Origin of the sequence: Streptococcus pyogenes (assembly GCF_002055535.1) — a bacterium.
GTDB lineage: Bacteria > Bacillota > Bacilli > Lactobacillales > Streptococcaceae > Streptococcus > Streptococcus pyogenes.
Window position 1 is genome coordinate 36,587 of sequence record NZ_LN831034.1, and the last position, 24,524, is coordinate 61,110.

Consider the following 24,524-nt stretch of genomic DNA (forward strand, 5'->3'; position numbering starts at 1 on the left):
CCTTGTCGGACTTGGTATCTTATATGAATAAACGTATTTTTGTTGAGAAAAAGGCTGACTTTGGTATTAAATCGGCTAGTCTTGTGAAAGAGTTGACGCATAATCTACAACTGACCTCTTTGAAGGCTTTGCGTATTGTGCAGGTCTATGATGTCTTCAATTTGGCTGAGGATTTGCTGGCGCGTGCTGAGAAGCATATTTTCTCTGAGCAGGTGACAGACTGTCTTTTGACGGAAACTGAAATCACTGCGGAGCTTGATAAGGTTGCCTTCTTTGCCATTGAGGCGCTTCCTGGTCAATTTGACCAACGTGCTGCTAGTTCGCAAGAAGCTTTGCTATTATTTGGAAGTGACAGTCAGGTTAAGGTCAATACAGCCCAGCTATACTTGGTCAATAAGGATATTACAGAAGCAGAGCTTGAAGCCGTTAAGAACTATCTTTTGAACCCTGTTGATTCGCGTTTCAAGGACATTACTTTGCCGCTTGAAGAGCAGGCTTTCTCTGTATCTGATAAGACGATCCCTAATCTTGATTTCTTTGAAACTTATCAAGCTGACGATTTTGCGACTTATAAGGCAGAGCAGGGCTTGGCTATGGAGGTCGATGACCTTCTCTTCATCCAAAATTATTTCAAATCAATCGGATGTGTGCCAACTGAGACTGAGTTGAAAGTTTTGGATACTTACTGGTCAGACCACTGCCGTCACACAACCTTTGAAACTGAATTGAAGAACATTGATTTTTCAGCTTCTAAATTCCAAAAACAATTGCAGACAACTTATGACAAATATATCGCCATGCGTGATGAGCTTGGTCGTTCTGAAAAGCCACAAACACTTATGGATATGGCGACTATTTTTGGTCGTTATGAGCGTGCCAACGGTCGTCTGGACGATATGGAAGTCTCAGATGAAATCAATGCCTGCTCAGTTGAGATTGAAGTAGATGTTGATGGTGTGAAAGAGCCTTGGCTCCTCATGTTTAAGAACGAGACTCACAATCACCCAACAGAAATTGAGCCATTCGGTGGAGCGGCGACTTGTATCGGTGGTGCTATTCGTGACCCATTGTCAGGACGTTCATACGTTTATCAGGCTATGCGTATTTCAGGCGCAGGCGATATCACGACTCCGATTGCGGAAACACGTGCTGGTAAATTGCCACAACAAGTTATTTCTAAAACTGCGGCGCACGGCTATTCTTCATATGGTAACCAAATTGGGCTTGCGACAACTTATGTGCGCGAGTACTTCCACCCTGGCTTCGTAGCCAAACGTATGGAGCTTGGAGCTGTGGTTGGTGCTGCACCTAAGGAAAATGTGGTTCGTGAAAAACCAGAAGCAGGCGATGTGGTCATCTTGCTCGGTGGTAAAACAGGTCGTGATGGTGTCGGTGGTGCGACAGGTTCATCTAAGGTTCAAACGGTTGAATCTGTGGAAACAGCTGGCGCAGAGGTACAAAAAGGGAATGCCATTGAAGAACGTAAGATTCAACGTCTTTTCCGTGATGGCAATGTCACTCGTCTTATTAAGAAATCAAATGACTTCGGTGCAGGTGGTGTCTGTGTTGCCATCGGTGAATTGGCTGACGGTCTTGAAATCGATTTGGACAAGGTGCCTCTTAAATACCAAGGTCTTAATGGTACTGAAATTGCAATCTCAGAATCTCAAGAGCGTATGTCAGTCGTTGTTCGTCCAAATGATGTGGATGCCTTCATCGCAGCCTGCAACAAGGAAAATATCGATGCAGTCGTTGTTGCGACCGTTACTGAAAAACCAAATCTTGTCATGACTTGGAATGGCGAAATCATCGTTGATTTGGAACGCCGTTTCCTTGATACCAATGGTGTCCGTGTCGTTGTTGATGCTAAAGTCGTTGACAAGGACTTGACAGTTCCAGAAGCACGCACAACATCAGCAGAGACACTTGAAGCAGATACGCTTAAGGTCTTGTCTGACCTCAACCACGCTAGTCAAAAAGGTCTTCAAACTATCTTTGACTCATCTGTTGGTCGTTCAACCGTTAACCACCCAATCGGTGGTCGTTACCAAATCACACCGACAGAAAGTTCTGTTCAAAAATTGCCAGTTCAACATGGTGTGACAACAACTGCATCTGTTATGGCTCAAGGTTACAATCCTTATATTGCAGAGTGGTCACCTTATCACGGTGCTGCCTATGCTGTCATTGAAGCGACAGCTCGCTTGGTAGCAACGGGTGCTGACTGGTCTCGTGCACGTTTCTCTTACCAAGAGTACTTTGAGCGTATGGATAAACAGGCAGAGCGTTTTGGTCAGCCAGTATCAGCTCTTCTTGGTTCTATTGAGGCTCAGATTCAACTTGGTTTGCCATCAATCGGCGGTAAGGACTCTATGTCTGGTACTTTCGAAGACTTGACAGTACCACCAACCTTGGTAGCTTTCGGCGTGACAACAGCGGACAGCCGCAAGGTTCTCTCTCCTGAGTTTAAAGCGGCTGGCGAAAACATTTACTATATCCCAGGTCAAGCTATTTCAGAAGATATTGATTTTGACCTTATCAAGGATAACTTTAGCCAGTTTGAAGCTATTCAAGCTCAACATAAGATTACAGCTGCCTCAGCCGCTAAATACGGTGGTGTCCTAGAAAGTCTTGCTCTCATGACTTTTGGTAACCGTATCGGTGCTTCTGTTGAAATTGCAGAGCTTGACAGCAGCTTGACAGCTCAACTCGGAGGTTTTGTCTTTACATCAGCTGAGGAAATTGCTGACGCGGTGAAAATCGGTCAAACTCAGGCAGACTTTACAGTCACTGTCAATGGAAATGACCTTGCTGGCGCTAGCCTTCTAGCAGCCTTCGAAGGCAAATTGGAAGAGGTTTACCCAACAGAATTTGAGCAGACAGATGTTCTTGAAGAAGTTCCTGCTGTGGTATCAGATACTGTTATCAAGGCTAAGGAAACAATTGAAAAACCAGTGGTTTACATTCCAGTCTTCCCTGGTACCAACTCAGAATACGATTCAGCTAAGGCCTTTGAACAGGTTGGAGCTAGTGTCAACTTGGTACCATTTGTAACCTTGAATGAGGTTGCTATTGCTGAGTCAGTTGACACTATGGTTGCTAATATTGCTAAGGCAAATATCATCTTCTTTGCTGGAGGTTTCTCAGCAGCGGATGAACCAGATGGGTCTGCTAAGTTTATCGTCAATATCTTGCTTAACGAGAAGGTCCGCGCAGCTATTGACAGCTTCATCGAAAAAGGTGGCCTTATCATCGGTATCTGTAATGGTTTCCAAGCCCTTGTTAAATCAGGTCTTCTTCCATACGGAAACTTCGAGGAAGCTGGTGAGACAAGTCCAACTCTCTTCTATAATGATGCTAATCAGCATGTTGCCAAGATGGTTGAGACTCGTATCGCAAATACCAACTCACCTTGGTTGGCAGGAGTTGAGGTCGGCGATATTCATGCCATTCCAGTTTCACATGGTGAAGGTAAACTTGTTGTCAGCGCTTCTGAATTTGCAGAGCTAAGAGACAATGGTCAAATCTGGAGCCAATATGTGGACTTTGACGGACAACCATCTATGGATTCTAAATACAATCCAAACGGCTCTGTCAATGCCATCGAAGGGATTACCAGCAAGAATGGTCAAATCATCGGTAAGATGGGACACTCAGAACGCTGGGAAGACGGACTCTTCCAAAATATCCCTGGTAACAAAGACCAAATCCTCTTTGCAAGTGCTGTAAAATACTTTACAGGGAAGTAAAAAGGTTCAGTGAACCTTTTTAGCCCTCGCCTTGAATTAGTGAAGGGCGAGGTTAGAAAGAATCTCGCTTAATTTTTGAGAAATAGTAAACACGGGCGATAAGTTGTGCGAAAAACTTTCTATTTTCGCTTTACTTGACAGCCTTTGTATCGAGGTAAAAATGACATACGAAGTAAAATCTCTAAATGAAGAATGTGGAGTCTTTGGTATCTGGGGACATCCTCAGGCAGCTCAAGTCACTTACTTTGGGCTTCATAGCCTTCAACATCGCGGTCAAGAAGGAGCTGGTATTGTTTCAAATGACAATGGGAAACTCTATGGTTATCGAAATGTTGGGCTCCTTTCTGAAGTTTTTAAGAATCAATCTGAATTAGATAATTTAACTGGGAATGCGGCTATTGGACATGTTCGGTATGCTACTGCAGGTTCTGCAGATATTCGCAATATTCAGCCTTTTCTTTATAAATTTCATGACGGGCAATTTGCTTTATGCCATAATGGTAATTTGACAAATGCTATTTCCTTAAGGAAAGAATTAGAAAAGCAAGGTGCAATTTTCAATGCCTCCTCAGATACTGAAATTTTGATGCACTTGATTCGTCGAAGCCATAACTCAAGTTTCATGGGAAAGGTAAAAGAAGCTCTAAATACAGTAAAGGGTGGCTTTGCCTATCTACTGATGACAGAAAATAAACTCATTGCTGCTCTTGACCCTAATGCCTTTCGTCCTTTGTCAATTGGACAAATGCAAAATGGTGCCTGGGTTATTTCCAGTGAGACCTGTGCTTTTGAGGTGGTAGGCGCAAAATGGGTTAGAGATGTTGAACCTGGCGAAGTTATTCTTATAGACGATCGTGGTATTCAATGTGATCGTTATACTGATGAAACGCAACTGGCAATTTGTTCGATGGAATATGTCTATTTTGCAAGGCCGGATTCAACTATACATGGTGTTAATGTTCATACGGCTCGAAAAAATATGGGAAAGCGTCTTGCACAAGAATTTAAACAGGATGCTGATATTGTAATTGGTGTCCCAAATTCGTCCTTATCGGCTGCTATGGGCTTTGCTGAAGAATCCGGATTACCAAATGAGATGGGTCTTGTAAAAAATCAGTATACGCAGCGAACCTTTATTCAACCGACACAAGAATTAAGGGAACAAGGTGTTCGAATGAAACTATCAGCGGTATCCGGTGTTGTCAAAGGAAAGCGCGTTGTTATGATTGATGACTCAATTGTAAGAGGAACGACTTCTAGAAGGATTGTCGGATTATTAAGAGAAGCAGGAGCTAGTGAAGTACATGTTGCTATAGCTAGTCCAGAATTAAAGTATCCTTGTTTTTATGGTATTGATATTCAGACTCGTCGTGAGTTGATTTCAGCCAATCACTCTGTTGATGAAGTGTGTGATATTATTGGCGCAGATAGTCTGACCTATCTCTCACTGGATGGGTTGATTGAATCAATTGGACTCGAAACAAAAGCACCAAATGGTGGTTTATGCGTAGCTTACTTTGATGGGCATTATCCAACACCGCTTTATGATTATGAAGAAGAATACCTCAGAAGTTTAGAAGAGAAAACAAGTTTTTATATTCAAAAAGTGAAATAAGCTCTGCTAATTATATAAGGAGAAAACATGTCTGAAAAAAATGCTTATGCAAAATCTGGTGTTGATGTTGAAGCTGGTTATGAAGTGGTTGAAAGAATAAAAAAACACGTTGCTCGTACAGAACGTGCGGGAGTCATGGGAGCTCTAGGTGGCTTTGGTGGGATGTTTGACTTGAGTAAAACAGGAGTTAAAGAGCCTGTCTTGGTTTCAGGGACTGACGGTGTCGGAACAAAACTTATGCTTGCTATCAAGTACGACAAGCACGACACAATCGGTCAAGACTGTGTTGCCATGTGTGTCAATGATATTATTGCAGCAGGTGCTGAGCCATTATATTTTTTAGATTATATTGCGACAGGAAAAAATAACCCAGTCAAACTTGAAGAAGTTGTTTCTGGTGTTGCAGAAGGTTGTGTTCAAGCAGGAGCAGCACTCATTGGAGGTGAGACCGCTGAAATGCCTGGAATGTATGGTCAAGATGATTATGACCTTGCAGGCTTTGCTGTTGGTGTGGCTGAAAAATCTCAAATCATCGACGGTTCAAAAGTAAAAGAAGGCGATATTCTTTTGGGACTTGCTTCAAGTGGTATCCATTCAAACGGTTATTCTTTGGTACGTCGTGTCTTTGCTGACTATACTGGTAAAGAGCTGCTTCCAGAGCTTGAAGGCAAACAACTTAAGGATGTCCTCCTTGAGCCAACTCGTATCTATGTTAAAGCAGCTCTGCCATTAATCAAGGAAGAACTAGTCAAAGGTATCGGCCACATCACGGGTGGTGGCTTTATCGAGAATATTCCTCGTATGTTTGCGGATGATTTGGCTGCGGAAATCGATGAGGACAAGGTGCCAGTGCTTCCGATTTTCAAGGCGCTTGAAAAATATGGTGACATCAAGCACGAAGAAATGTTTGAAATCTTCAATATGGGTGTCGGTCTTATGCTAGCTGTTAGTCCTGAAAATGTTAACCGCGTCAAAGAGCTCTTGGATGAACCAGTTTATGAAATCGGTCGTATCATCAAGAAAGCAGACGCTAGTGTGGTGATTAAATAAGTCACTAAATTTTATAAGAAAGGAGTGTTTAGTTAGTTTGCCTAACTGAACACGGGATTAAATTTCTAGGAAAAAAGATAAAATGACTTAGACGCAAGCGTCGTTGTTCGTTTTCCTATTTTTCTACGAAATTTTTCGGCAAGCCGAATCATCCCTTTGTATCGAATATGAAAATCGCTGTTTTTGCTTCTGGTAATGGTTCCAACTTTCAGGTCATAGCAGAGCAGTTTCCAGTTAGTTTTGTCTTTTCAGATCATCGTGATGCCTATGTTTTAGAGCGTGCTCAGAATTTAGCCATTCCAAGCTTCGCTTTTGAACTCAAGGAGTTTGAGAATAAGGTGGCTTACGAGCAAGCCATCGTTGATTTGTTGGACAAACACGAGATTGACTTAGTCTGTCTGGCAGGCTATATGAAGATTGTTGGAGAAACCTTACTCTTGGCCTATGAGAGGCGTATTATCAATATTCACCCAGCCTACCTGCCTGAATTTCCAGGTGCCCACGGTATCGAGGATGCTTGGGAAGCTGGTGTTGACCAGTCTGGCGTGACCATCCACTGGGTTGACTCTGGTGTGGATACCGGTCAGGTCATCCAACAAGTGCGCGTGCCACGCCTAGCAGACGATAGCCTAGAAAGCTTTGAAACCCGTATCCATGAAACCGAATATCAACTCTACCCAGCTGTCTTAGATAGCTTGGGAGTGGAGAGGAAAGTAATCTAGCCTTTATCTTAAAATTTTAGGTAAAGTTAGGAAAGATAGTAAAGAAGAATTAACGTTCCAAAAAGAAAGGAATTGAACCCGTCTGGAAGGCACAGAAAAAAGATAAACATCTCCTAGGCGCAAGCGTCTTCGTCGAGTTTCCTATTTTTCCTTGGCCTTCTAGTCGGACTTGGTATCTTAAATATGACTAAACGTGCTTTAATCTCAGTGTCTGACAAGTCAGGAATTGTTGACTTTGCAAAAGAATTGAAAAACTTGGGTTGGGATATTATCTCAACTGGTGGGACTAAGGTTACCCTTGACGATGCTGGTGTTGAGACCATTGCCATCGACGATGTGACTAGATTCCCAGAGATGATGGACGGTCGTGTTAAGACCCTCCACCCAAACATTCACGGTGGGCTTTTGGCTCGTCGCGACGCTGACAGCCACCTTCAGGCTGCTAAGGACAACAATATCGAGCTGATTGACCTCGTGGTTGTCAACCTCTATCCCTTCAAGGAGACTATCCTTCGTCCAGACATAACCTATGATTTGGCGGTGGAAAACATCGACATCGGCGGTCCATCAATGCTTCGCTCAGCCGCTAAAAATCACGCTAGCGTGACCGTTGTGGTTGACCCAGCGGATTATGCGACTGTTTTGGGAGAATTGGCTGACGCTGGTCAGACGACATTTGAAACGCGTCAACGCTTGGCAGCTAAGGTCTTTCGTCACACAGCAGCCTACGACGCTTTGATTGCTGAGTACTTCACAACTCAAGTGGGAGAGGCTAAGCCTGAAAAATTAACCATCACTTACGACCTTAAACAGGCTATGCGTTACGGAGAAAATCCACAACAAGACGCTGATTTCTATCAAAAAGCCTTGCCAACAGACTACTCAATTGCTTCTGCTAAACAGCTCAACGGAAAAGAATTGTCTTTCAATAATATCCGTGATGCCGATGCGGCAATCCGTATTATCCGCGATTTCAAAGACCGTCCAACTGTTGTTGCTCTCAAACACATGAACCCATGTGGTATCGGACAGGCTGATGACATTGAGACTGCTTGGGATTACACTTATAAAGCTGACCCAGTTTCAATCTTTGGCGGAATTATTGTCCTTAACCGTGAAGTTGACGCAGCGACAGCCAAGAAGATGCACCCTATCTTCTTGGAAATCATCATCGCACCATCATACTCAGAAGAAGCGCTAGCTATTCTCACAAATAAAAAGAAAAACTTGCGAATCCTTGAGTTGCCGTTTGATGCCCAAGCTGCCAGCGAAGTGGAAGCTGAGTACACTGGCGTAGTTGGTGGACTTTTGGTGCAAAACCAAGACGTTGTGGCTGAAAATCCATCTGACTGGCAAGTGGTGACAGACCGCCAACCAACAGAACAAGAGGCGACTGCCCTTGAGTTTGCCTGGAAGGCTATCAAGTATGTTAAGTCTAACGGGATTATTATTACTAACGATCACATGACGCTTGGACTCGGTGCAGGTCAAACCAACCGTGTCGGCTCAGTCAAGATTGCTATCGAGCAGGCTAAAGACCACCTTGACGGTGCCGTTCTAGCATCAGATGCCTTCTTCCCATTTGCGGACAACATTGAAGAAATCGCTGCCGCAGGGATCAAAGCAATCATCCAACCAGGTGGTTCAGTTCGTGACCAAGACTCTATTGACGCCGCAAACAAACATGGCTTGACCATGATCTTCACAGGTGTGAGACATTTTAGGCATTAATAAAAAAATGTGGTCTAATTAAAACCACATTTTTTATTAAAAGAAAATATAAGTTAACTATAATTTGTTAGCTTTATCAGCATTTACCCATGTTCCACGAGATCCGATTTGAACATAAATACCATTACTTGGTTGATCAATTTTTAATACTTTATAACTACCAGTGACGATAAAATATTCACCCACACGGAGAATTTGATCTCCTAAAACTTTTCCTTGGTTATCTGTTTCATCTAATGGTGTGGGATCAATCCAGTTTAGTGGAGTTGGGTCTCCTCCGGCTAATTCTTTATTAACGATCAAATTATTAACAAGCTGATCTACACGAAAAACGCCAGGGAAGGTAACAGTATCACCGACCTTAATGGAAGGTTTTGTATTGTCATTTTGAACCACAGACTGTGCGGGCTCTTTAATGGGAATATAGCGTCGGTTTCCAGAAAAACTGAGGTAGCTAAGCCATGTATAACCTCCAGCAGTCACGACTTTATCGTAATAAACAGATTGACCTGCTTCATAGTAAGCAAGATCAGGGCTATCGATACTGGTTTGTCCTTTGACTGGTAATCTGGTTGTAAAGTGATAAGTTCCAGAGGGGTCAAATGAAGCTTGAGAAATGTGTTTTAGTTGTCTTGGGTAGGAATGACTTGTCTGAGATGATAAGTCTTTAAAATGGATATAACCACTTACCTGAGATTTTGGAATTTGACGCTTATGGTATCTTTCAGGGCCTTGTCCAGCGTTGTAATTATACTCTTCGATAGTGACAGTGTCTCCACGGATATCAGCTACCCATGCTACATGACCGTAAGCAGCATTTGACTGATAAGCGTTTTTATCAAACCAAGCGATAGCCCCTATGCTTGGTGTCTTATTCACAGGATAACCCTGATTTTTCGCGATATGTCCCCACGTGCAGGCATTACCGTAGCCTTTAGGTAACTGAAAACCATTAGCAGAGCTTAAACGAAAAGCTGCAAAAGAAGTGCATTGGCGGATATACATGTTCCACGAATCGATTCCATTGCCTTTTTTCCACTTACTCGGATAGTTATCGCCTAAAACAGCTGCATGAACAAGATTTTCCTGTTGCGAAATAAGTGTAGATGGCATAGTAGGTACTAGACCATTAAAACCTAAAAGGATTACTCCTGAGACCAAAAAACGATGAAATTTTTTCATTAATTACCTCCTGTAACTTATTATTCGAAAGCAAGAAACAAAAAATGTTATTTTTAGATGATTATTTTGAAAATTGGCTTTACTTGATATTAAATAACTGTTTGATTGGCTAATAGAGTGTTCCTTATTTCAAGAATTGTGGTCTACTATCACATTTTTACAATGTTTCAATTATTGATAACTAATACATTATGTAAAAAAGCGAACGTTTATGATATAATATCTAATTATAATACGAAAGAGGTGGATGTTTTGAAATTACTTGTTGTTGGTTCAGGTGGTCGTGAACATGCGATTGCTAAGAAGTTGTTAGCGTCTAAGGGTGTGGATCAGGTTTTTGTGGCACCTGGTAATGATGGTATGACCTTGGATGGTCTGGACTTGGTGAATATAGTAGTTTCCGAACATTCCAGGTTGATTGCCTTTGCTAAGGAGAATGAGATTTCTTGGGCCTTTATTGGTCCTGATGATGCGCTAGCAGCTGGTATCGTTGATGATTTCAACAGTGCTGGACTCAGAGCTTTTGGTCCAACAAAGGCAGCAGCGGAGCTAGAGTGGTCAAAAGACTTTGCCAAGGAAATCATGGTCAAATACAATGTCCCAACAGCAGCCTATGGCACATTTTCAGACTTTGAAAAAGCCAAAGCCTACATCGAAGAGCAGGGCGCACCTATCGTGGTCAAGGCTGATGGCTTGGCGCTAGGTAAGGGTGTGGTCGTGGCTGAAACCGTTGAGCAGGCGGTAGAGGCGGCGCAAGAGATGCTTCTGGACAATAAGTTTGGCGATTCAGGAGCGCGTGTGGTTATCGAGGAATTCTTGGATGGCGAGGAGTTTTCCCTCTTTGCCTTTGCTAATGGCGATAAGTTCTACATCATGCCGACAGCTCAGGATCACAAGCGTGCCTTTGACGGAGACAAGGGGCCAAACACTGGTGGTATGGGTGCCTATGCGCCAGTTCCTCATCTACCTCAGAGCGTGGTAGACACAGCGGTTGAGATGATCGTTAGGCCTGTCCTTGAGGGCATGGTTGCCGAAGGGCGTCCTTATCTAGGTGTCCTCTATGTGGGGCTTATCCTGACAGCTGATGGACCTAAGGTTATCGAGTTCAACTCACGTTTCGGTGACCCTGAAACTCAGATTATCCTCCCTCGCCTGACTTCTGATTTCGCTCAGAATATTGACGATATCATGATGGGCATTGAGCCTTACATCACTTGGCAGAAGGACGGTGTGACTTTGGGTGTTGTCGTTGCCTCAGAAGGCTATCCATTCGATTATGAGAAAGGTGTGCCACTGCCTGAAAAGACCGACGGCGATATCATCACCTACTACGCAGGAGTTAAGTTTTCGGAAAATAGCGAGCTACTTCTCTCAAACGGAGGACGTGTCTATATGCTCGTCACCACAGAAGACAGCGTCAAAGCAGGGCAGGACAAAATCTATACCCAACTGGCCCAACAAGACACAACAGGTCTCTTCTACCGAAATGATATCGGAAGCAAAGCTATAAGAGAATAAGACTAACCATTCAAATATTAGCGTCAGCAATCAGCGACCGAAGGTCGCTCCAAAAAGAAAGAAGAAAGGAACTGAACACGGGACTAATTTCCTAGGAAAAAAATAAAACTACCTGGACGCAAGCGTCATCGTTAGTTTTCTGCGTCGTAGGCGTCTGATGCTAAAGCACCTAGTCGCCCTGACGTGGGTTCGTCTTCGAAATCAAAGATTTCGGACTTACCTCATATTTTTCTACGGAAAGTTTCGACAAGTCGAAACGCCCCTTTGTATCTTAATTATGAAAACTCCAATTATTTCTATTATCATGGGCTCCAAATCTGACTGGGCAACCATGCAAAAAACGGCTGAAGTTCTAGACAACTTTGGCATTGCTTACGAGAAGAAAGTCGTCTCTGCCCACCGTACGCCAGACCTCATGTTCAAGCATGCTGAGGAAGCACGTGGTCGTGGCATCAAAATCATCATCGCAGGAGCAGGTGGGGCAGCTCACTTGCCTGGTATGGTGGCAGCTAAAACAACGCTGCCTGTTATCGGTGTGCCTGTCAAATCACGTGCCCTTTCAGGTTTGGATTCGCTATATTCCATTGTGCAGATGCCTGGCGGTGTGCCTGTGGCAACCATGGCTATCGGAGAAGCGGGAGCGACTAACGCTGCCCTGACAGCCCTCCGTATCCTCTCTATCGAGGACCAAAATCTGGCTGATGCGCTAGCTCATTTCCATGAGGAACAAGGAAAAATCGCAGAGGAGTCAAGTGGTGAACTCATTTAAGACCATTGGGATTATCGGTGGTGGTCAGCTGGGGCAGATGATGGCCATTGCGGCTATCTATATGGGTCACAAGGTCATCACGCTGGATCCTGCTAGCGACAGCCCTGCCTCCCGCGTTAGCGAGGTAATTGTGGCGCCTTACGATGATGTTGAGGCTTTGGGACAATTGGCTGCGCGTTGCGATGTGTTGACTTATGAGTTTGAGAATGTTGATGCGGACGGTTTGGATGCCGTTGTGTCAGCTTGTCAGCTACCGCAGGGGACCGATCTGCTCCGCATTTCCCAAAACCGTATCGTTGAAAAAGACTTTCTGGCAAATAAGGCTGGTGTGACAGTCGCTCCCTATAAGGTGGTGACGTCTAGCCTTGACCTAGGGGGGCTTGATTTGACCAAGACCTATGTCCTCAAGACAGAGACAGGTGGTTATGACGGTCATGGGCAAAAGATTATCCGCTCAGCAGAAGATTTGCCAGAGGCGCAGCAATTAGCTAACTCAGCTCAGTGTGTCTTGGAAGAGTTTGTCAACTTTGACCTTGAAATCTCAGTCATCGTGTCTGGAAATGGCAAGGATGTGACGGTCTTTCCCGTTCAGGAAAATATCCACCGCAACAATATCCTGTCAAAAACCATCGTACCAGCTCGCATCTCAGATCAACTGGCTGATAAGGCTAAGAAAACGGCGGTGCAGATTGCCAAGAAACTCCAGCTGTCAGGAACTCTCTGTGTGGAAATGTTTACGACCGCAGATGATATCATTGTCAATGAAATTGCCCCACGCCCCCACAACTCAGGGCACTATTCTATCGAAGCCTGCGACTTTTCACAGTTTGACACCCACATCTTGGGTGTGTTGGGCGCACCACTTCCTCAGATTCAGCTCCACGCCCCAGCCGTCATGCTCAATGTCCTAGGACAACATGTCCAGCAGGCAACTGACTATGTTGCCAAAAACCCTAGCGCCCACCTCCACATGTATGGTAAACTAGAAGCGAAACATAACCGCAAAATGGGACATGTGACGGTGTTTGCAAAAGATGCGGATGAGGTGAAGGAGTTTTAAAGAGTTAATTAGGAGATGTTTATTTTATGGCAAATATTCAAATAAATAGAATAAAAAGTAAATTGACAGAACTGTTTAGTAGTATTATCTATATGGGTAATATCAAAGTTGATGAGGACTCTGAAGAGTATAAAAAAATGTGGTATAGTAGGGCTTACTCAGCTTATTCAACTTTTCTACTTGGAGCAGAAAATGTAGATGAAGCAACTAAGTCAGTTACGGATGGATTTGCTGATAATGGCATAGATGCCATCTATAACGATAAAAATAAAAAAATTTTATATTTTATTCAAACTAAATTTAGCAATGAAGCAAACGGAAGCATTTCTGAAGGTGATACATTAAAATTTATTAAAGGGGTTAAAAAAATCACCACTTCAGATTTTTCAAATTTTAATGATCTCATAGTAGCAAAGCAAAAAGAAATAGAAAAAGCTTTATCAGATTTTAATTATCGAATAGAAATTATAGTTTGTACTTCCTCTAATCAAAATATATCTTCAAATAGTCAAGAAGTAATAGATGATTTTTTGCAGGGTGTAAATTCTGATGGTAGTGATGATGTAGTAACATACAGACATATAAAACTTAATGATGTTTATGATCATATGGCTAATCAAGGAGTGGCTCCTAAAATAGATTTCGAGGACGTTGTCGTTCATAATTGGGGCAGACCTACATTATACAATGACAGTTATAAAGTCTATTATGGATGGTTATCTGCTACTGATATAGTTAACTGGAAAGAGCAATATGGAGATCGAATATTTGAAAAGAATATTCGGAACTTTAAGCAAAATACGGATGTTAATAACGGAATAAAAATAATTTCTGAAAAAGTTGAAAAAAATCTAAAAGGTGTTTCAACAACGGATTATATCAATTTAAAATTGATTGGAGCAAGTATAATTAATGGAGCGCAAACAACGGGTTCTTTATTTGAAGCATACCATTCTGAAGATATTGATTTGACAAATGTTTCAGTCCAAGTTCAAATAATAGTATTAGGAGAAGATATTGATAATATCGGACCTAAAATAACTAAGTTATCGAATACTCAAAATAGAATAGAAAATAAAGATTTTGCTGCTCAGGATAAAGAACAAGAAAGATTGATGAAAGATCTTGCAATTGATGGTAAACAGTATGTGTATCGTCAAGGTGTCGAGCTACCTAATTCTGATGAAGGTTGTGATCTGGATAGTGCAACAGTGGCTCTAGGTTGCTATTTAGATGATGTTGCAATTTCTACACAGATGAAGAGAGCATATGGTAGCATTTTTGACAATACTAATAAACCTCCATATAAGCTAATCTTTAATTCCGGAACTTCTGCATATAAATTATGGAATTGCGTTGAAGTGTATCGCGAATTACAAAACATAGAAGGGGAGTATCAACAAGATCCAAATAATCAATCTAAAAAGTTGATGTCTATTCATGGAAATAGATTTATTCTTCATTTGATTTTCCAAAAGTTAAAAAATAACCCAAGTTTAGATTTCGAGAATGGATATATTACAACTTTTCCAAATTTAACTGAAGAGTATTGTTTAATAATGGAAGAATTGATAAGAGCGAAGGAAGAGTTATACCCAGAAGCTTATCCAGCTAATATATTTAAAAATGGTAAACGTACTAAAGAATTAAAAGAAAAAATGTCTTTTTAATAAGATAAGGGGAAAAAATGCTAGAACGTTATTCACGCCCTGAGATGGCGGCAATTTGGACAGAGGAAAATAAATACCATGCTTGGTTGGAGGTCGAGATTTTGGCTGACGAGGCATGGGCTGAGTTGGGTGAGATTCCTAAGGAGGATGTGGCTAAGATTCGTGAGAAGGCGGATTTTGACATTGACCGCATTCTTGAAATTGAGCAGGACACGCGTCACGATGTGGTGGCTTTCACGCGTGCGGTTTCTGAAACGCTTGGTGAGGAGCGCAAGTGGGTGCACTACGGTTTGACCTCGACTGACGTGGTGGACACTGCCTATGGTTACCTCTACAAGCAAGCTAACGACATTATCCGTCGCGATCTTGAGAATTTCACCAATATCGTGGCAGACAAGGCGCGTGAGCACAAAATGACCATCATGATGGGTCGTACCCACGGTGTTCACGCCGAGCCAACGACTTTCGGTCTTAAGTTGGCGACTTGGTACAGCGAGATGAAACGTAATATTGAGCGTTTTGAACATGCTGCCGCAGGTGTGGAAGCTGGTAAGATTTCAGGTGCCGTTGGTAACTTTGCCAACATCCCACCTTTTGTGGAAGAATATGTCTGTGACAAATTAGGCATTCGTCCGCAAGAAATTTCAACACAAGTTCTTCCACGTGACCTTCACGCAGAATATTTTGCAGTGCTTGCAAGTATTGCAACTTCTATCGAACGTATGGCGACAGAGATTCGAGGTCTGCAAAAGTCAGAACAACGTGAAGTTGAAGAATTCTTTGCCAAAGGTCAGAAAGGTAGCTCTGCTATGCCTCACAAACGCAACCCAATCGGTTCAGAGAACATGACAGGGCTAGCGCGCGTGATTCGTGGTCACATGGTGACAGCTTATGAGAACGTGTCACTTTGGCATGAGCGTGACATTTCGCACTCATCAGCTGAGCGTATCATCACACCTGACACAACTATCTTGATTGACTACATGCTCAACCGCTTTGGTAATATCGTTAAGAACTTGACTGTCTTCCCGGAAAATATGATGCGCAATATGGAATCAACTTTTGGTTTGATTTATAGTCAACGTGTTATGCTCAAATTGATTGAAAAAGGAATGACACGAGAAGAAGCTTATGACTTAGTTCAACCTAAGACAGCTTATTCCTGGGACAATCAAGTGGATTTCAAACCACTTTTAGAAGAAGACACCAAAGTTACCTCTTGTCTTACACAAGAAGAAATTGATGAACTATTTAATCCGATTTATTACACAAAACGTGTTGATGATATTTTTAAGCGTTTAGGGATTTAATATAAAAAAAAGAAGGTGATTCCCTTCTTTTTTATTTAAAAAAACGAATATTTTCTTTAAAAATATTAAAAAGGTTAGTTTTTAATTAGACGCTGTGATATAATAAAGAAAACAGTTGTTGGAGAGAAACCATGTTAGAACATTTTGGTGGAAAAGTAAAAGTGTTAAGACTTGAAAAGAGGATTAGTCGCGAGGACTTGTGTGGGGATGAGTCTGAACTTTCTGTTCGTCAATTAGCACGGATAGAACTAGGTCAATCCATACCAAGTTTAAGTAAGGTTATTTTTATTGCAAAAGCCTTAAACGTTAGTGTCGGTTACTTAACTGATGGTGCTGATTTAGAACTACCTAAGCGTTACAAAGAATTAAAATACCTTATCTTAAGGACACCAACTTACATGGATGATGGAAAATTACAAGTACGAGAAGAGCAGTTTGATGAAATTTTTGAGGATTATTATGATAAATTACCAGAGGAAGAGAAAATAATCATTGATTGTTTACAGACAACTTTAGATACTTTATTGAGTGAGAATACTAACTTTGGCATTGACTTACTTCAAGAATATTTTAATCAAATAAAGACTAAGGTACGCTTTAGGCAAAATGATTTAATACTTCTAGAATTATATTTAGCTTATCTTGATATTGAGGGAATGGATGGACAATATTCAGATAAGATTTTTTATGATTCTTTATTAGATAATCTATCAGAACAATTTGAACAATTTGAATTAGATGAATTATTTATAGTTAATAAGATTATCATTGATATTTCATCACTAAGCTTAAAAAATAACCGACTTGATAATTTAGAAAAAGCGATTGAAATGAGTCAAAAAATTATGGCGAAAATTCAAGATTGGAATAGAATGCCTATTTTAAAACTAATAGAATGGAAATATTTTTTAATCAAACAAAAAGATATAATAAAAGCAGAACAATCATTTATGAAGGCATGTTTGTTCGCCCAAATGACAGCTGATCAGTATTTGGAAAACAAGTTAATTCAAGAGTGGGAAAAAGATGTTAAAAGTTATTAACAGGACAAAAATGTCATTTTTAAATATTTAATAGTAAGATATAATTCCTAATATAAAAAATAATTATTAAGGAGTTTTTATCCATGTTAAAAAAGTATAAGTACTATTTTATATTCGCAGCTCTACTATCTTTTAAAGTAGTTCAAGAGCTTAGTGCTGTTGACTGGTGGCGATTATAATAAAAGTAGGCCACTGCTCTCTTTTACTTTATGTTATAATAGTCTTATGGCTAGAATTTTAGACAATAATGTAATGGGAAATGAGGAGTTTTCGGATCGGACTCTTCGCCCTCAATATCTACACGAATATATTGGACAAGATAAAGTTAAGGAACAATTCGCTATTTTTATAGAAGCAGCTAAAAGACGTGACGAATCTTTAGACCATGTTTTATTATTTGGACCTCCAGGACTGGGAAAAACAACAATGGCATTTGTGATTGCCAATGAATTGGGAGTTAATTTAAAGCAAACTTCAGGTCCTGCCGTTGAGAAAGCTGGAGATTTGGTAGCTATTTTAAATGAATTAGAACCAGGGGATATTTTGTTTATTGATGAAATTCACCGCATGCCAATGTCTGTCGAGGAAGTACTATATAGTGCTATGGAAGACTTCTATATTGATATTATGATTGGCGCTGGAGATACTAGTCGTAGTATTCATTTGGATCTGCCTCCATTTACATTGATTGGTGCTACTACACGTGCAGGCATGTTATCTAATCCCCTCAGAGCTCGTTTTGGTATCACTGGTCACATGGAATACTATCAAGAAAAGGATTTGACAGAGATTGTGGAGCGTACAGCTACTATTTTTGAAATAAAAATAGACCATGAAGCTGCACGGAAATTAGCTTGTCGCAGTAGAGGAACGCCCCGCATTGCTAATCGATTACTAAAACGAGTGCGTGACTATGCTCAAATTATTGGTGATGGCATCATAACGGCTCAAATAACTGATAGAGCTTTGACTATGTTAGATGTTGACCGCGAAGGTCTCGATTACATTGATCAGAAAATTTTACGAACGATGATTGAGATGTATCAGGGAGGGCCAGTTGGTTTGGGGACATTATCTGTGAATATTGCCGAGGAGCGTAATACAGTTGAAGAGATGTATGAACCCTACTTAATTCAAAAAGGCTTTCTCATGCGAACACGAACAGGTCGTGTAGCGACGCAAAAGGCTTATCGTCATCTTGGCTATCCCTATCAAAACACTTAATGATTTTTCAAATCTAAGAAAATTAATCTGAACCTGCTTTTTGTGTTCGGATTTTTTGATAAGTTGACAGAAAATTATTAGATTGATTTCTCCGATATCAGTTAGAAATTTGATATAATAATTCAAAGGAGTATTTAATGAAAAAAGTATGTTTTGTCTGTCTGGGTAATATTTGTCGAAGCCCCATGGCTGAGTTTGTAATGAAGTCAATAGTATCAAGTGATGTTATGATGATAGAAAGTCGTGCTACTTCTGATTGGGAGCATGGAAACCCTATTCACTCAGGTACACAGTCCATATTAAAAACTTACCAAATTAATTATGATATAACTAAATGCTCCAAGCAGATAACTATAACTGATTTTAACACCTTTGACTATATTATTGGTATGGATAGCGATAATGTGAAAAATCTCAAAGAGATGTCGCAACATCAATGGGACTCTAAAATCTACCTGTTTAGAGAAGGGGGTGTTCCTGATCCTTGGTACACTAACGATTTTGAAGAAACCTACCAATTAGTTAGAAAAGGATGCCAGGATTGGCTTTCTCGTTTAATGAGTAAAGAGTATTGATATTAGAAGTTGAGTAAAAGAAATGATAGATATGCAAGATATAGTAAAAAAATGGAGTATTACACGGGCGAAGTTGGAAATTGTCTCGGTGATTGTCATATTGGTTTGTGCAATTTCTGTTTTTAGCGTAAGAATTTCGAATAAGACAAGTTTGACCTATGATAAAGGGCGTATGCACTATACTGGTTACGTGATTAACCATAAAATGAATGGAGAAGGGAAGCTTGTCTACCCCAACGGTGATATCTATGAGGGTACTTTTAAGGATGGCCTATTTGAAGGAAAAGGAACTTTTACTGCTAAGACGGGCTGGTTATATAACGGGGAGTTTCATAAAGGACAAGCAAATGGCAAAGGTGTGTTAAAAGCAAAGAATAATAAAGTCTATAAAGGGATTTTTAAACAGGGGATATTTCAAAAATGAGAATAAAATGGTTTTCGTTTGTTAGGGTAACAGGACTTTTACTGGTTTTACTCTACCACTTTTTTAAAAATGTATTTCCAGGAGGTTTTATTGGTGTTGACATTTTCTTCACCTTTTCAGGATATCTAATCACAGCCCTCTTGATTGATGAATACACAAAAAAAGAGTCTATCGATATTATCGGTTTTTTAAAAAGACGCTTTTATCGAATTGTTCCTCCTTTGGTGTTAATGATTTTATTGACCATTCCTTTTACGTTTTTAATTAAGAAGGATTTCATTGCTAATATAGGAAGTCAGATTACAGCTGTTTTAGGATTTACCACTAATATTTATGAAATATTGACGGGAAGTAGTTATGAAAGCCAATTTATTCCACATCTCTTTGTTCATACGTGGAGCTTAGCTATTGAAGTTCATTTTTACTTGTTTTGGGGTGTATTTGTTTGGTTATTAGCTAGACGCAAGGAGACTCAGAAACAACTGAGAGGACTACTGTTTTTGATTTCTTTGGGAATATTTGCTATTAGTTTCTTGAGCATGTTTATAAGATCTTTTATGACCTCAAATTTTTCCCTGATTTATTTTTCGAGTCTTTCTCACAGTTTTCCCTTCTTTTTAGGGGCGATGTTTGCCACGATAACAGGTATTAACGAGACTACTGTTCGATTTCAAAAAAATGTACGTTTATGGCCGCGCCAGTATGTCCTTGCTGCTATGATTGGAGCATTTACACTTTTGCTTGTGCTAACGGTCACATTGGATTTTAACCATATCACGACCTATCTATTTGGCTTTGCTTTGGCTAGCTTATTCGCATCAATTATGATTTATGCAGCGCGTGTTCTTCATGAGCAAACACCAGATGTACAAGAGCCTAAAGCTATCACTTATATAGCTGATATTAGCTATGGGATTTACCTCTTCCATTGGCCATTTTACATTATTTTTAGCCAATTAATGTCTCATATTTTGGCAGTTATTCTAACAGTTTTCTTTTCAATCTTGTTTGCCACTGTGTCTTACTATATTGTGGAACCTTTGGTCCAAGGGAGAAAACCAAACCTGCTTGGTTTAGAAATTGACTGTTCTCCTTACTATAAGTGGATTGTAGGAGGGTCTCTCGCCTTAGCATTATTAACTTTAGGAACTTGTATGATAGCGCCTAAAGTTGGTAAGTTTGAGAAACAATTGTTGGTCAGTTCCCTACAACAGGCTCAAAGTAATATGGAGCGGACACATACACTAGCTGCAGGAGACGCTAATGCTTTGAGTGACGTAGGTATTATTGGTGATTCTGTAGCATTACGCTCTAGTGCAGCATTCTCACAAATTATGCCACAAGCGCAACTGGATGCAGCGGTCAGTCGGAATTTTAAAGAAGCTTTCGATTTATTTAATAACCAAATTAAATCTAAGAGTCTATCTAAGACTGTTGTCTTAGCAGTAGGTGTTAACTCGCTTGACAACTATTCTCAAGCAGTTCAGTCTTTTATTGAGGCATTGCCAAAAGGTCATCGTTTAGTTTTGGTTTCTCCATATAATGCCAAAAATGCCAGTCAGGTTGCAGAAGCTAGAGACTATGGTCTTAAATTGTCCAAAAAATACAAGTATGTCACTATTGCAGACTGGTATAAAGTTGCTGTTGAACATCCAGATATTTGGTATGGCAGTGATGGTGTTCATTATAGTGAAGATAGTCAAGGAGCAGAACTATATGTCTCCACAATCCAGACTGCTGTTGAGAAGTCAGCTAAAAAACCAGCTAAATAAAGTTAAAAAATGTCTAAGAGATAAGTCAGATCCATTGTGCTCTGGCTTTTTCTTGTGAACAAATGATGATGGTAAAATAGTAGTACTTTGAGGTTTTTAAAAGAAAGCGGTTTCAGAAATAAAACGGCTTTTTTTAGATATATTTCTGAAAAAAAGTTAATGAAGAATATTGATACCATAGGATTTCAGAAATAATTTGAAAAAAACTTCACAAATTTATTGTGAAATGATTTACAAAATTTCAAAAAGTGCTATAATAATTTTGTAAACAAAATTGTGAAACTTTTAACAATATAAAGGAGTCTCAAATGACTGAAGGACATAATACTGTTGAAACAACCTCTGTTTCTGTGACAATTGATGCTCTTGTTCAAAAAGGTTTAGCTGCTCTTGAAGAGATGCGTAAGCTTGACCAAGAACAAGTTGATTATATCGTAGCCAAAGCTTCTGTTGCTGCTTTGGATGCTCACGGTGAACTTGCTAAACATGCTTATGAAGAAACAGGTCGCGGTGTCTTTGAAGATAAAGCAACAAAAAATCTATTTGCTTGTGAGCATGTGGTTAATAACATGCGCCATCAAAAAACAGTAGGAATTATTGAAGAAGATGATGTGACAGGTTTGACATTAATTGCTGAGCCGGTGGGTGTTATCTGTGGGATTACACCAACAACTAACCCAACTTCAACAGCTATCTTTAAATCTTTGATTTCGTTAAAAACACGTAATCCAATTATTTTTGCCTTTCACCCATCAGCACAAGAATCATCAGCACATGCCGCTCGTATTGTTCGTGATGCTGCTATTGCCGCTGGTGCTCCTGAAAATTGTGTGCAGTGGGTTGAAACACCATCACTTGAAGCAACAAATGCTTTGATGAATCATGACGGCATTGCCACTATCCTTGCGACAGGTGGAAATGCGATGGTTAAAGCGGCATACTCATGTGGGAAACCTGCCCTTGGGGTAGGTGCTGGTAACGTTCCAGCTTATGTTGAAAAATCAGCTAATATCCGTCAAGCCGCTCATGATATTGTGATGTCTAAATCATTTGATAATGGTATGGTCTGTGCCTCTGAACAAGCTGTTATCATCGATAAAGAAATCTATGACGATTTTGTAGCAGAATTCAAATCTTACCATACTTATTTTGTAAATAAAAAAGAAAAAGCCCTTCTTGAAGAATTCTGTTTTGGTGCCAAAGCAAATAGCAAAAACTGTGCTGGTGCAAAATTAAATCCAAATATTGTAGGAAAACCAGCTACTTGGATTGCAGAACAAGCTGGATTTACTGTTCCAGAAGGAACCAATATTCTTGCTGCAGAATGTAAAGAAGTTTCAGAAAATGAGCCTTTAACACGTGAAAAATTATCTCCAGTCATTGCTGTTTTAAAATCTGAATCACGTGAAGACGGTGTTGAAAAAGCTCGTCAAATGGTTGAATTTAATGGACTCGGTCACTCAGCTGCCATTCATACAGCAGATGCAGAATTGGCAAAAGAATTTGGAACTAGAATCCGTGCTATCCGCGTCATCTGGAATTCACCTTCTACATTTGGTGGTATCGGGGATGTTTACAATGCTTTCTTACCATCATTGACTCTTGGTTGTGGTTCGTATGGACGTAACGCAGTTGGTGATAACGTTAGTGCTATAAATCTCTTGAACATCAAAAAAGTAGGAAGACGTAGAAATAATATGCAATGGTTTAAAGTTCCTTCAAAAACATACTTCGAACGTGATTCAATTCAATATTTGCAAAAATGTCGTGACGTTGAACGTGTCATGATTGTTACAGATCACGCTATGGTTGAGCTTGGTTTCTTGGATCGTATCATTGAACAACTTGATCTTCGTCGCAATAAAGTTGTTTATCAGATCTTTGCTGAAGTAGAACCAGATCCAGACATTACAACTGTTATGAAAGGTACTGAATTAATGCGTACCTTCAAACCAGACACCATTATTGCCCTTGGCGGGGGATCCCCTATGGATGCAGCCAAAGTTATGTGGCTCTTCTACGAGCAACCAGAAGTTGATTTCCATGACCTCGTTCAAAAATTCATGGATATCCGCAAACGTGCGTTCAAATTCCCAGAACTTGGTAAGAAAACAAAATTTGTTGCTATCCCAACAACTTCTGGAACAGGTTCAGAGGTGACACCATTTGCCGTTATCTCTGACAAAGCAAATAATCGTAAATATCCAATCGCTGATTACTCATTAACACCAACTGTAGCCATTGTTGACCCAGCTTTGGTATTGACTGTTCCAGGCTTTATTGCTGCTGATACTGGTATGGACGTTTTGACACACGCAACCGAAGCTTACGTGTCACAAATGGCCAATGACTTTACGGATGGTTTAGCTCTTCAAGCCATTAAAATTGTTTTTGATAATCTTGAAAAATCAGTTAAAACAGCCGATTTTGAAGCACGTGAAAAGATGCATAATGCGTCAACTATGGCAGGTATGGCTTTCGCCAATGCATTCTTAGGTATTTCTCACTCAATGGCGCATAAAATTGGCGCACAATTCCATACCGTACACGGACGTACAAATGCAATTCTTTTGCCGTATGTTATCCGCTATAATGGGACTCGTCCAGCTAAAACGGCGACATGGCCTAAGTATAATTACTACCGTGCGGATGAAAAATACCAAGACATTGCGAAATTGTTAGGGCTTCCAGCTTCTACACCAGAAGAAGCAGTGGAATCTTATGCGAAAGCTGTTTATGATCTGGGTTGCCGAGTTGGTATTCAAATGAACTTCAAAGCTCAAGGTATCGACGAAAACGAATGGAAAGAACATTCTCGTGAATTGGCTTACCTTGCTTATGAAGACCAATGTTCACCTGCTAACCCACGTCTTCCAATGGTTGATCACATGCAAGAAATTATTGAAGATGCTTACTATGGTTATGCTGAACGTCCAGGACGACGTAAGTGATTTTTAATGTTGATACCAGGAAATGATTTCTTATGATTAAAGTCATAAGAAATCATTTTATTTTCTAAATATATCATTTATATCCAGTGTCAGAAAATGTAGTTAAGTATTTTGCAGATAGGCAAACAGCTATAAGATTAACCAGTTAAGTTTCAGAAA

General features: G+C 40.4%; 18 protein-coding genes. 17 read left to right on the forward strand and 1 reads right to left on the reverse strand.

The features are described 5' to 3' along the window. Window positions 1–23 precede the first annotated feature (23 nt). From B6D67_RS00270 to purH, 5 genes are all read left to right on the forward strand, one after another. Window positions 24–3,749 (forward strand): phosphoribosylformylglycinamidine synthase, encoded by a 3,726-nt coding sequence (locus B6D67_RS00270; protein WP_015055883.1) that lies wholly within the window; start codon window positions 24–26, stop codon window positions 3,747–3,749. A 160-nt stretch (window positions 3,750–3,909) separates the two neighbouring features. Next, entirely contained in the window at window positions 3,910–5,364 is a 1,455-nt protein-coding gene (purF, locus tag B6D67_RS00275) for an amidophosphoribosyltransferase (RefSeq protein ID WP_010921773.1), read from the forward strand. 27 nt (window positions 5,365–5,391) lie between these two features. Beyond that, window positions 5,392–6,414, forward strand: a complete 1,023-nt coding sequence (purM, locus tag B6D67_RS00280) for a phosphoribosylformylglycinamidine cyclo-ligase (RefSeq protein WP_010921774.1) — start codon at window positions 5,392–5,394, stop codon at window positions 6,412–6,414. A 167-nt stretch (window positions 6,415–6,581) separates the two neighbouring features. Further along, window positions 6,582–7,136 carry a phosphoribosylglycinamide formyltransferase gene (gene purN / locus B6D67_RS00285; protein ID WP_010921775.1) on the forward strand — a complete coding sequence of 185 codons (555 nt, stop codon included), beginning with the start codon at window positions 6,582–6,584 and terminating at the stop codon, window positions 7,134–7,136. Window positions 7,137–7,319: 183 nt separating this feature from the next. Continuing rightward, a complete protein-coding gene (gene purH / locus B6D67_RS00290) occupies window positions 7,320–8,867 on the forward strand; it encodes a bifunctional phosphoribosylaminoimidazolecarboxamide formyltransferase/IMP cyclohydrolase (protein ID WP_011285343.1) in 1,548 nt (515 codons plus the stop codon). Window positions 8,868–8,924: 57 nt separating this feature from the next. On the opposite strand, the gene scrM is transcribed toward purH, so the two are convergent. Beyond that, window positions 8,925–10,049, reverse strand: coding sequence for a peptidoglycan hydrolase ScrM (scrM, locus tag B6D67_RS00295; RefSeq protein ID WP_010921776.1), 1,125 nt, complete (start codon window positions 10,047–10,049; stop codon window positions 8,925–8,927). A 252-nt stretch (window positions 10,050–10,301) separates the two neighbouring features. Here scrM and purD point away from each other — a divergent pair, with 252 nt between their 5' ends. The 12 genes from purD (at window position 10,302) to adhE (ending at window position 24,365) form a co-directional block, all read left to right on the forward strand. Further along, window positions 10,302–11,567 carry a phosphoribosylamine--glycine ligase gene (gene purD, locus B6D67_RS00300; RefSeq protein ID WP_010921777.1) on the forward strand — a complete coding sequence of 422 codons (1,266 nt, stop codon included), beginning with the start codon at window positions 10,302–10,304 and terminating at the stop codon, window positions 11,565–11,567. A 277-nt stretch (window positions 11,568–11,844) separates the two neighbouring features. Then, window positions 11,845–12,336: a 5-(carboxyamino)imidazole ribonucleotide mutase gene (purE, locus tag B6D67_RS00305; protein ID WP_002987716.1), complete on the forward strand. Its 492-nt coding sequence runs from the start codon at window positions 11,845–11,847 to the stop codon at window positions 12,334–12,336. Beyond that, window positions 12,323–13,396: a 5-(carboxyamino)imidazole ribonucleotide synthase gene (gene purK, locus B6D67_RS00310; RefSeq protein WP_029714261.1), complete on the forward strand. Its 1,074-nt coding sequence runs from the start codon at window positions 12,323–12,325 to the stop codon at window positions 13,394–13,396. Before purE ends, purK begins: the two co-directional genes overlap by 14 nt. Window positions 13,397–13,422: 26 nt before the next feature. Beyond that, a complete protein-coding gene (locus B6D67_RS00315; protein WP_010921779.1) occupies window positions 13,423–15,066 on the forward strand; it encodes an AIPR family protein in 1,644 nt (547 codons plus the stop codon). A gap of 17 nt (window positions 15,067–15,083) precedes the next feature. Then, on the forward strand, window positions 15,084–16,376 hold the full coding sequence (purB, locus tag B6D67_RS00320) for an adenylosuccinate lyase (RefSeq protein ID WP_010921780.1): 1,293 nt from the start codon (window positions 15,084–15,086) through the stop codon (window positions 16,374–16,376). Window positions 16,377–16,507: 131 nt separating this feature from the next. Continuing rightward, a complete protein-coding gene (gene rgg4, locus B6D67_RS00325; RefSeq protein WP_029714263.1) occupies window positions 16,508–17,419 on the forward strand; it encodes a transcriptional regulator Rgg4/ComR in 912 nt (303 codons plus the stop codon). Window positions 17,420–17,502: 83 nt separating this feature from the next. After that, a complete protein-coding gene (locus B6D67_RS10600; RefSeq protein WP_198462994.1) occupies window positions 17,503–17,598 on the forward strand; it encodes a quorum-sensing system DWW-type pheromone in 96 nt (31 codons plus the stop codon). Window positions 17,599–17,644: 46 nt separating this feature from the next. After that, window positions 17,645–18,643, forward strand: coding sequence for a Holliday junction branch migration DNA helicase RuvB (gene ruvB, locus B6D67_RS00330; RefSeq protein ID WP_002986679.1), 999 nt, complete (start codon window positions 17,645–17,647; stop codon window positions 18,641–18,643). Window positions 18,644–18,780: 137 nt separating this feature from the next. Continuing rightward, window positions 18,781–19,218, forward strand: coding sequence for a low molecular weight protein-tyrosine-phosphatase (locus B6D67_RS00335; protein WP_002994668.1), 438 nt, complete (start codon window positions 18,781–18,783; stop codon window positions 19,216–19,218). A 22-nt stretch (window positions 19,219–19,240) separates the two neighbouring features. Next, window positions 19,241–19,642, forward strand: coding sequence for an MORN repeat-containing protein (locus B6D67_RS00340; protein WP_010921781.1), 402 nt, complete (start codon window positions 19,241–19,243; stop codon window positions 19,640–19,642). After that, window positions 19,639–21,414: an acyltransferase family protein gene (locus B6D67_RS00345; RefSeq protein ID WP_010921782.1), complete on the forward strand. Its 1,776-nt coding sequence runs from the start codon at window positions 19,639–19,641 to the stop codon at window positions 21,412–21,414. The genes B6D67_RS00340 and B6D67_RS00345 overlap by 4 nt, the downstream gene beginning before the upstream one ends. A 308-nt stretch (window positions 21,415–21,722) precedes the next feature. Then, window positions 21,723–24,365, forward strand: coding sequence for a bifunctional acetaldehyde-CoA/alcohol dehydrogenase (adhE, locus tag B6D67_RS00350; protein ID WP_011285347.1), 2,643 nt, complete (start codon window positions 21,723–21,725; stop codon window positions 24,363–24,365). Window positions 24,366–24,524 lie beyond the last annotated feature (159 nt).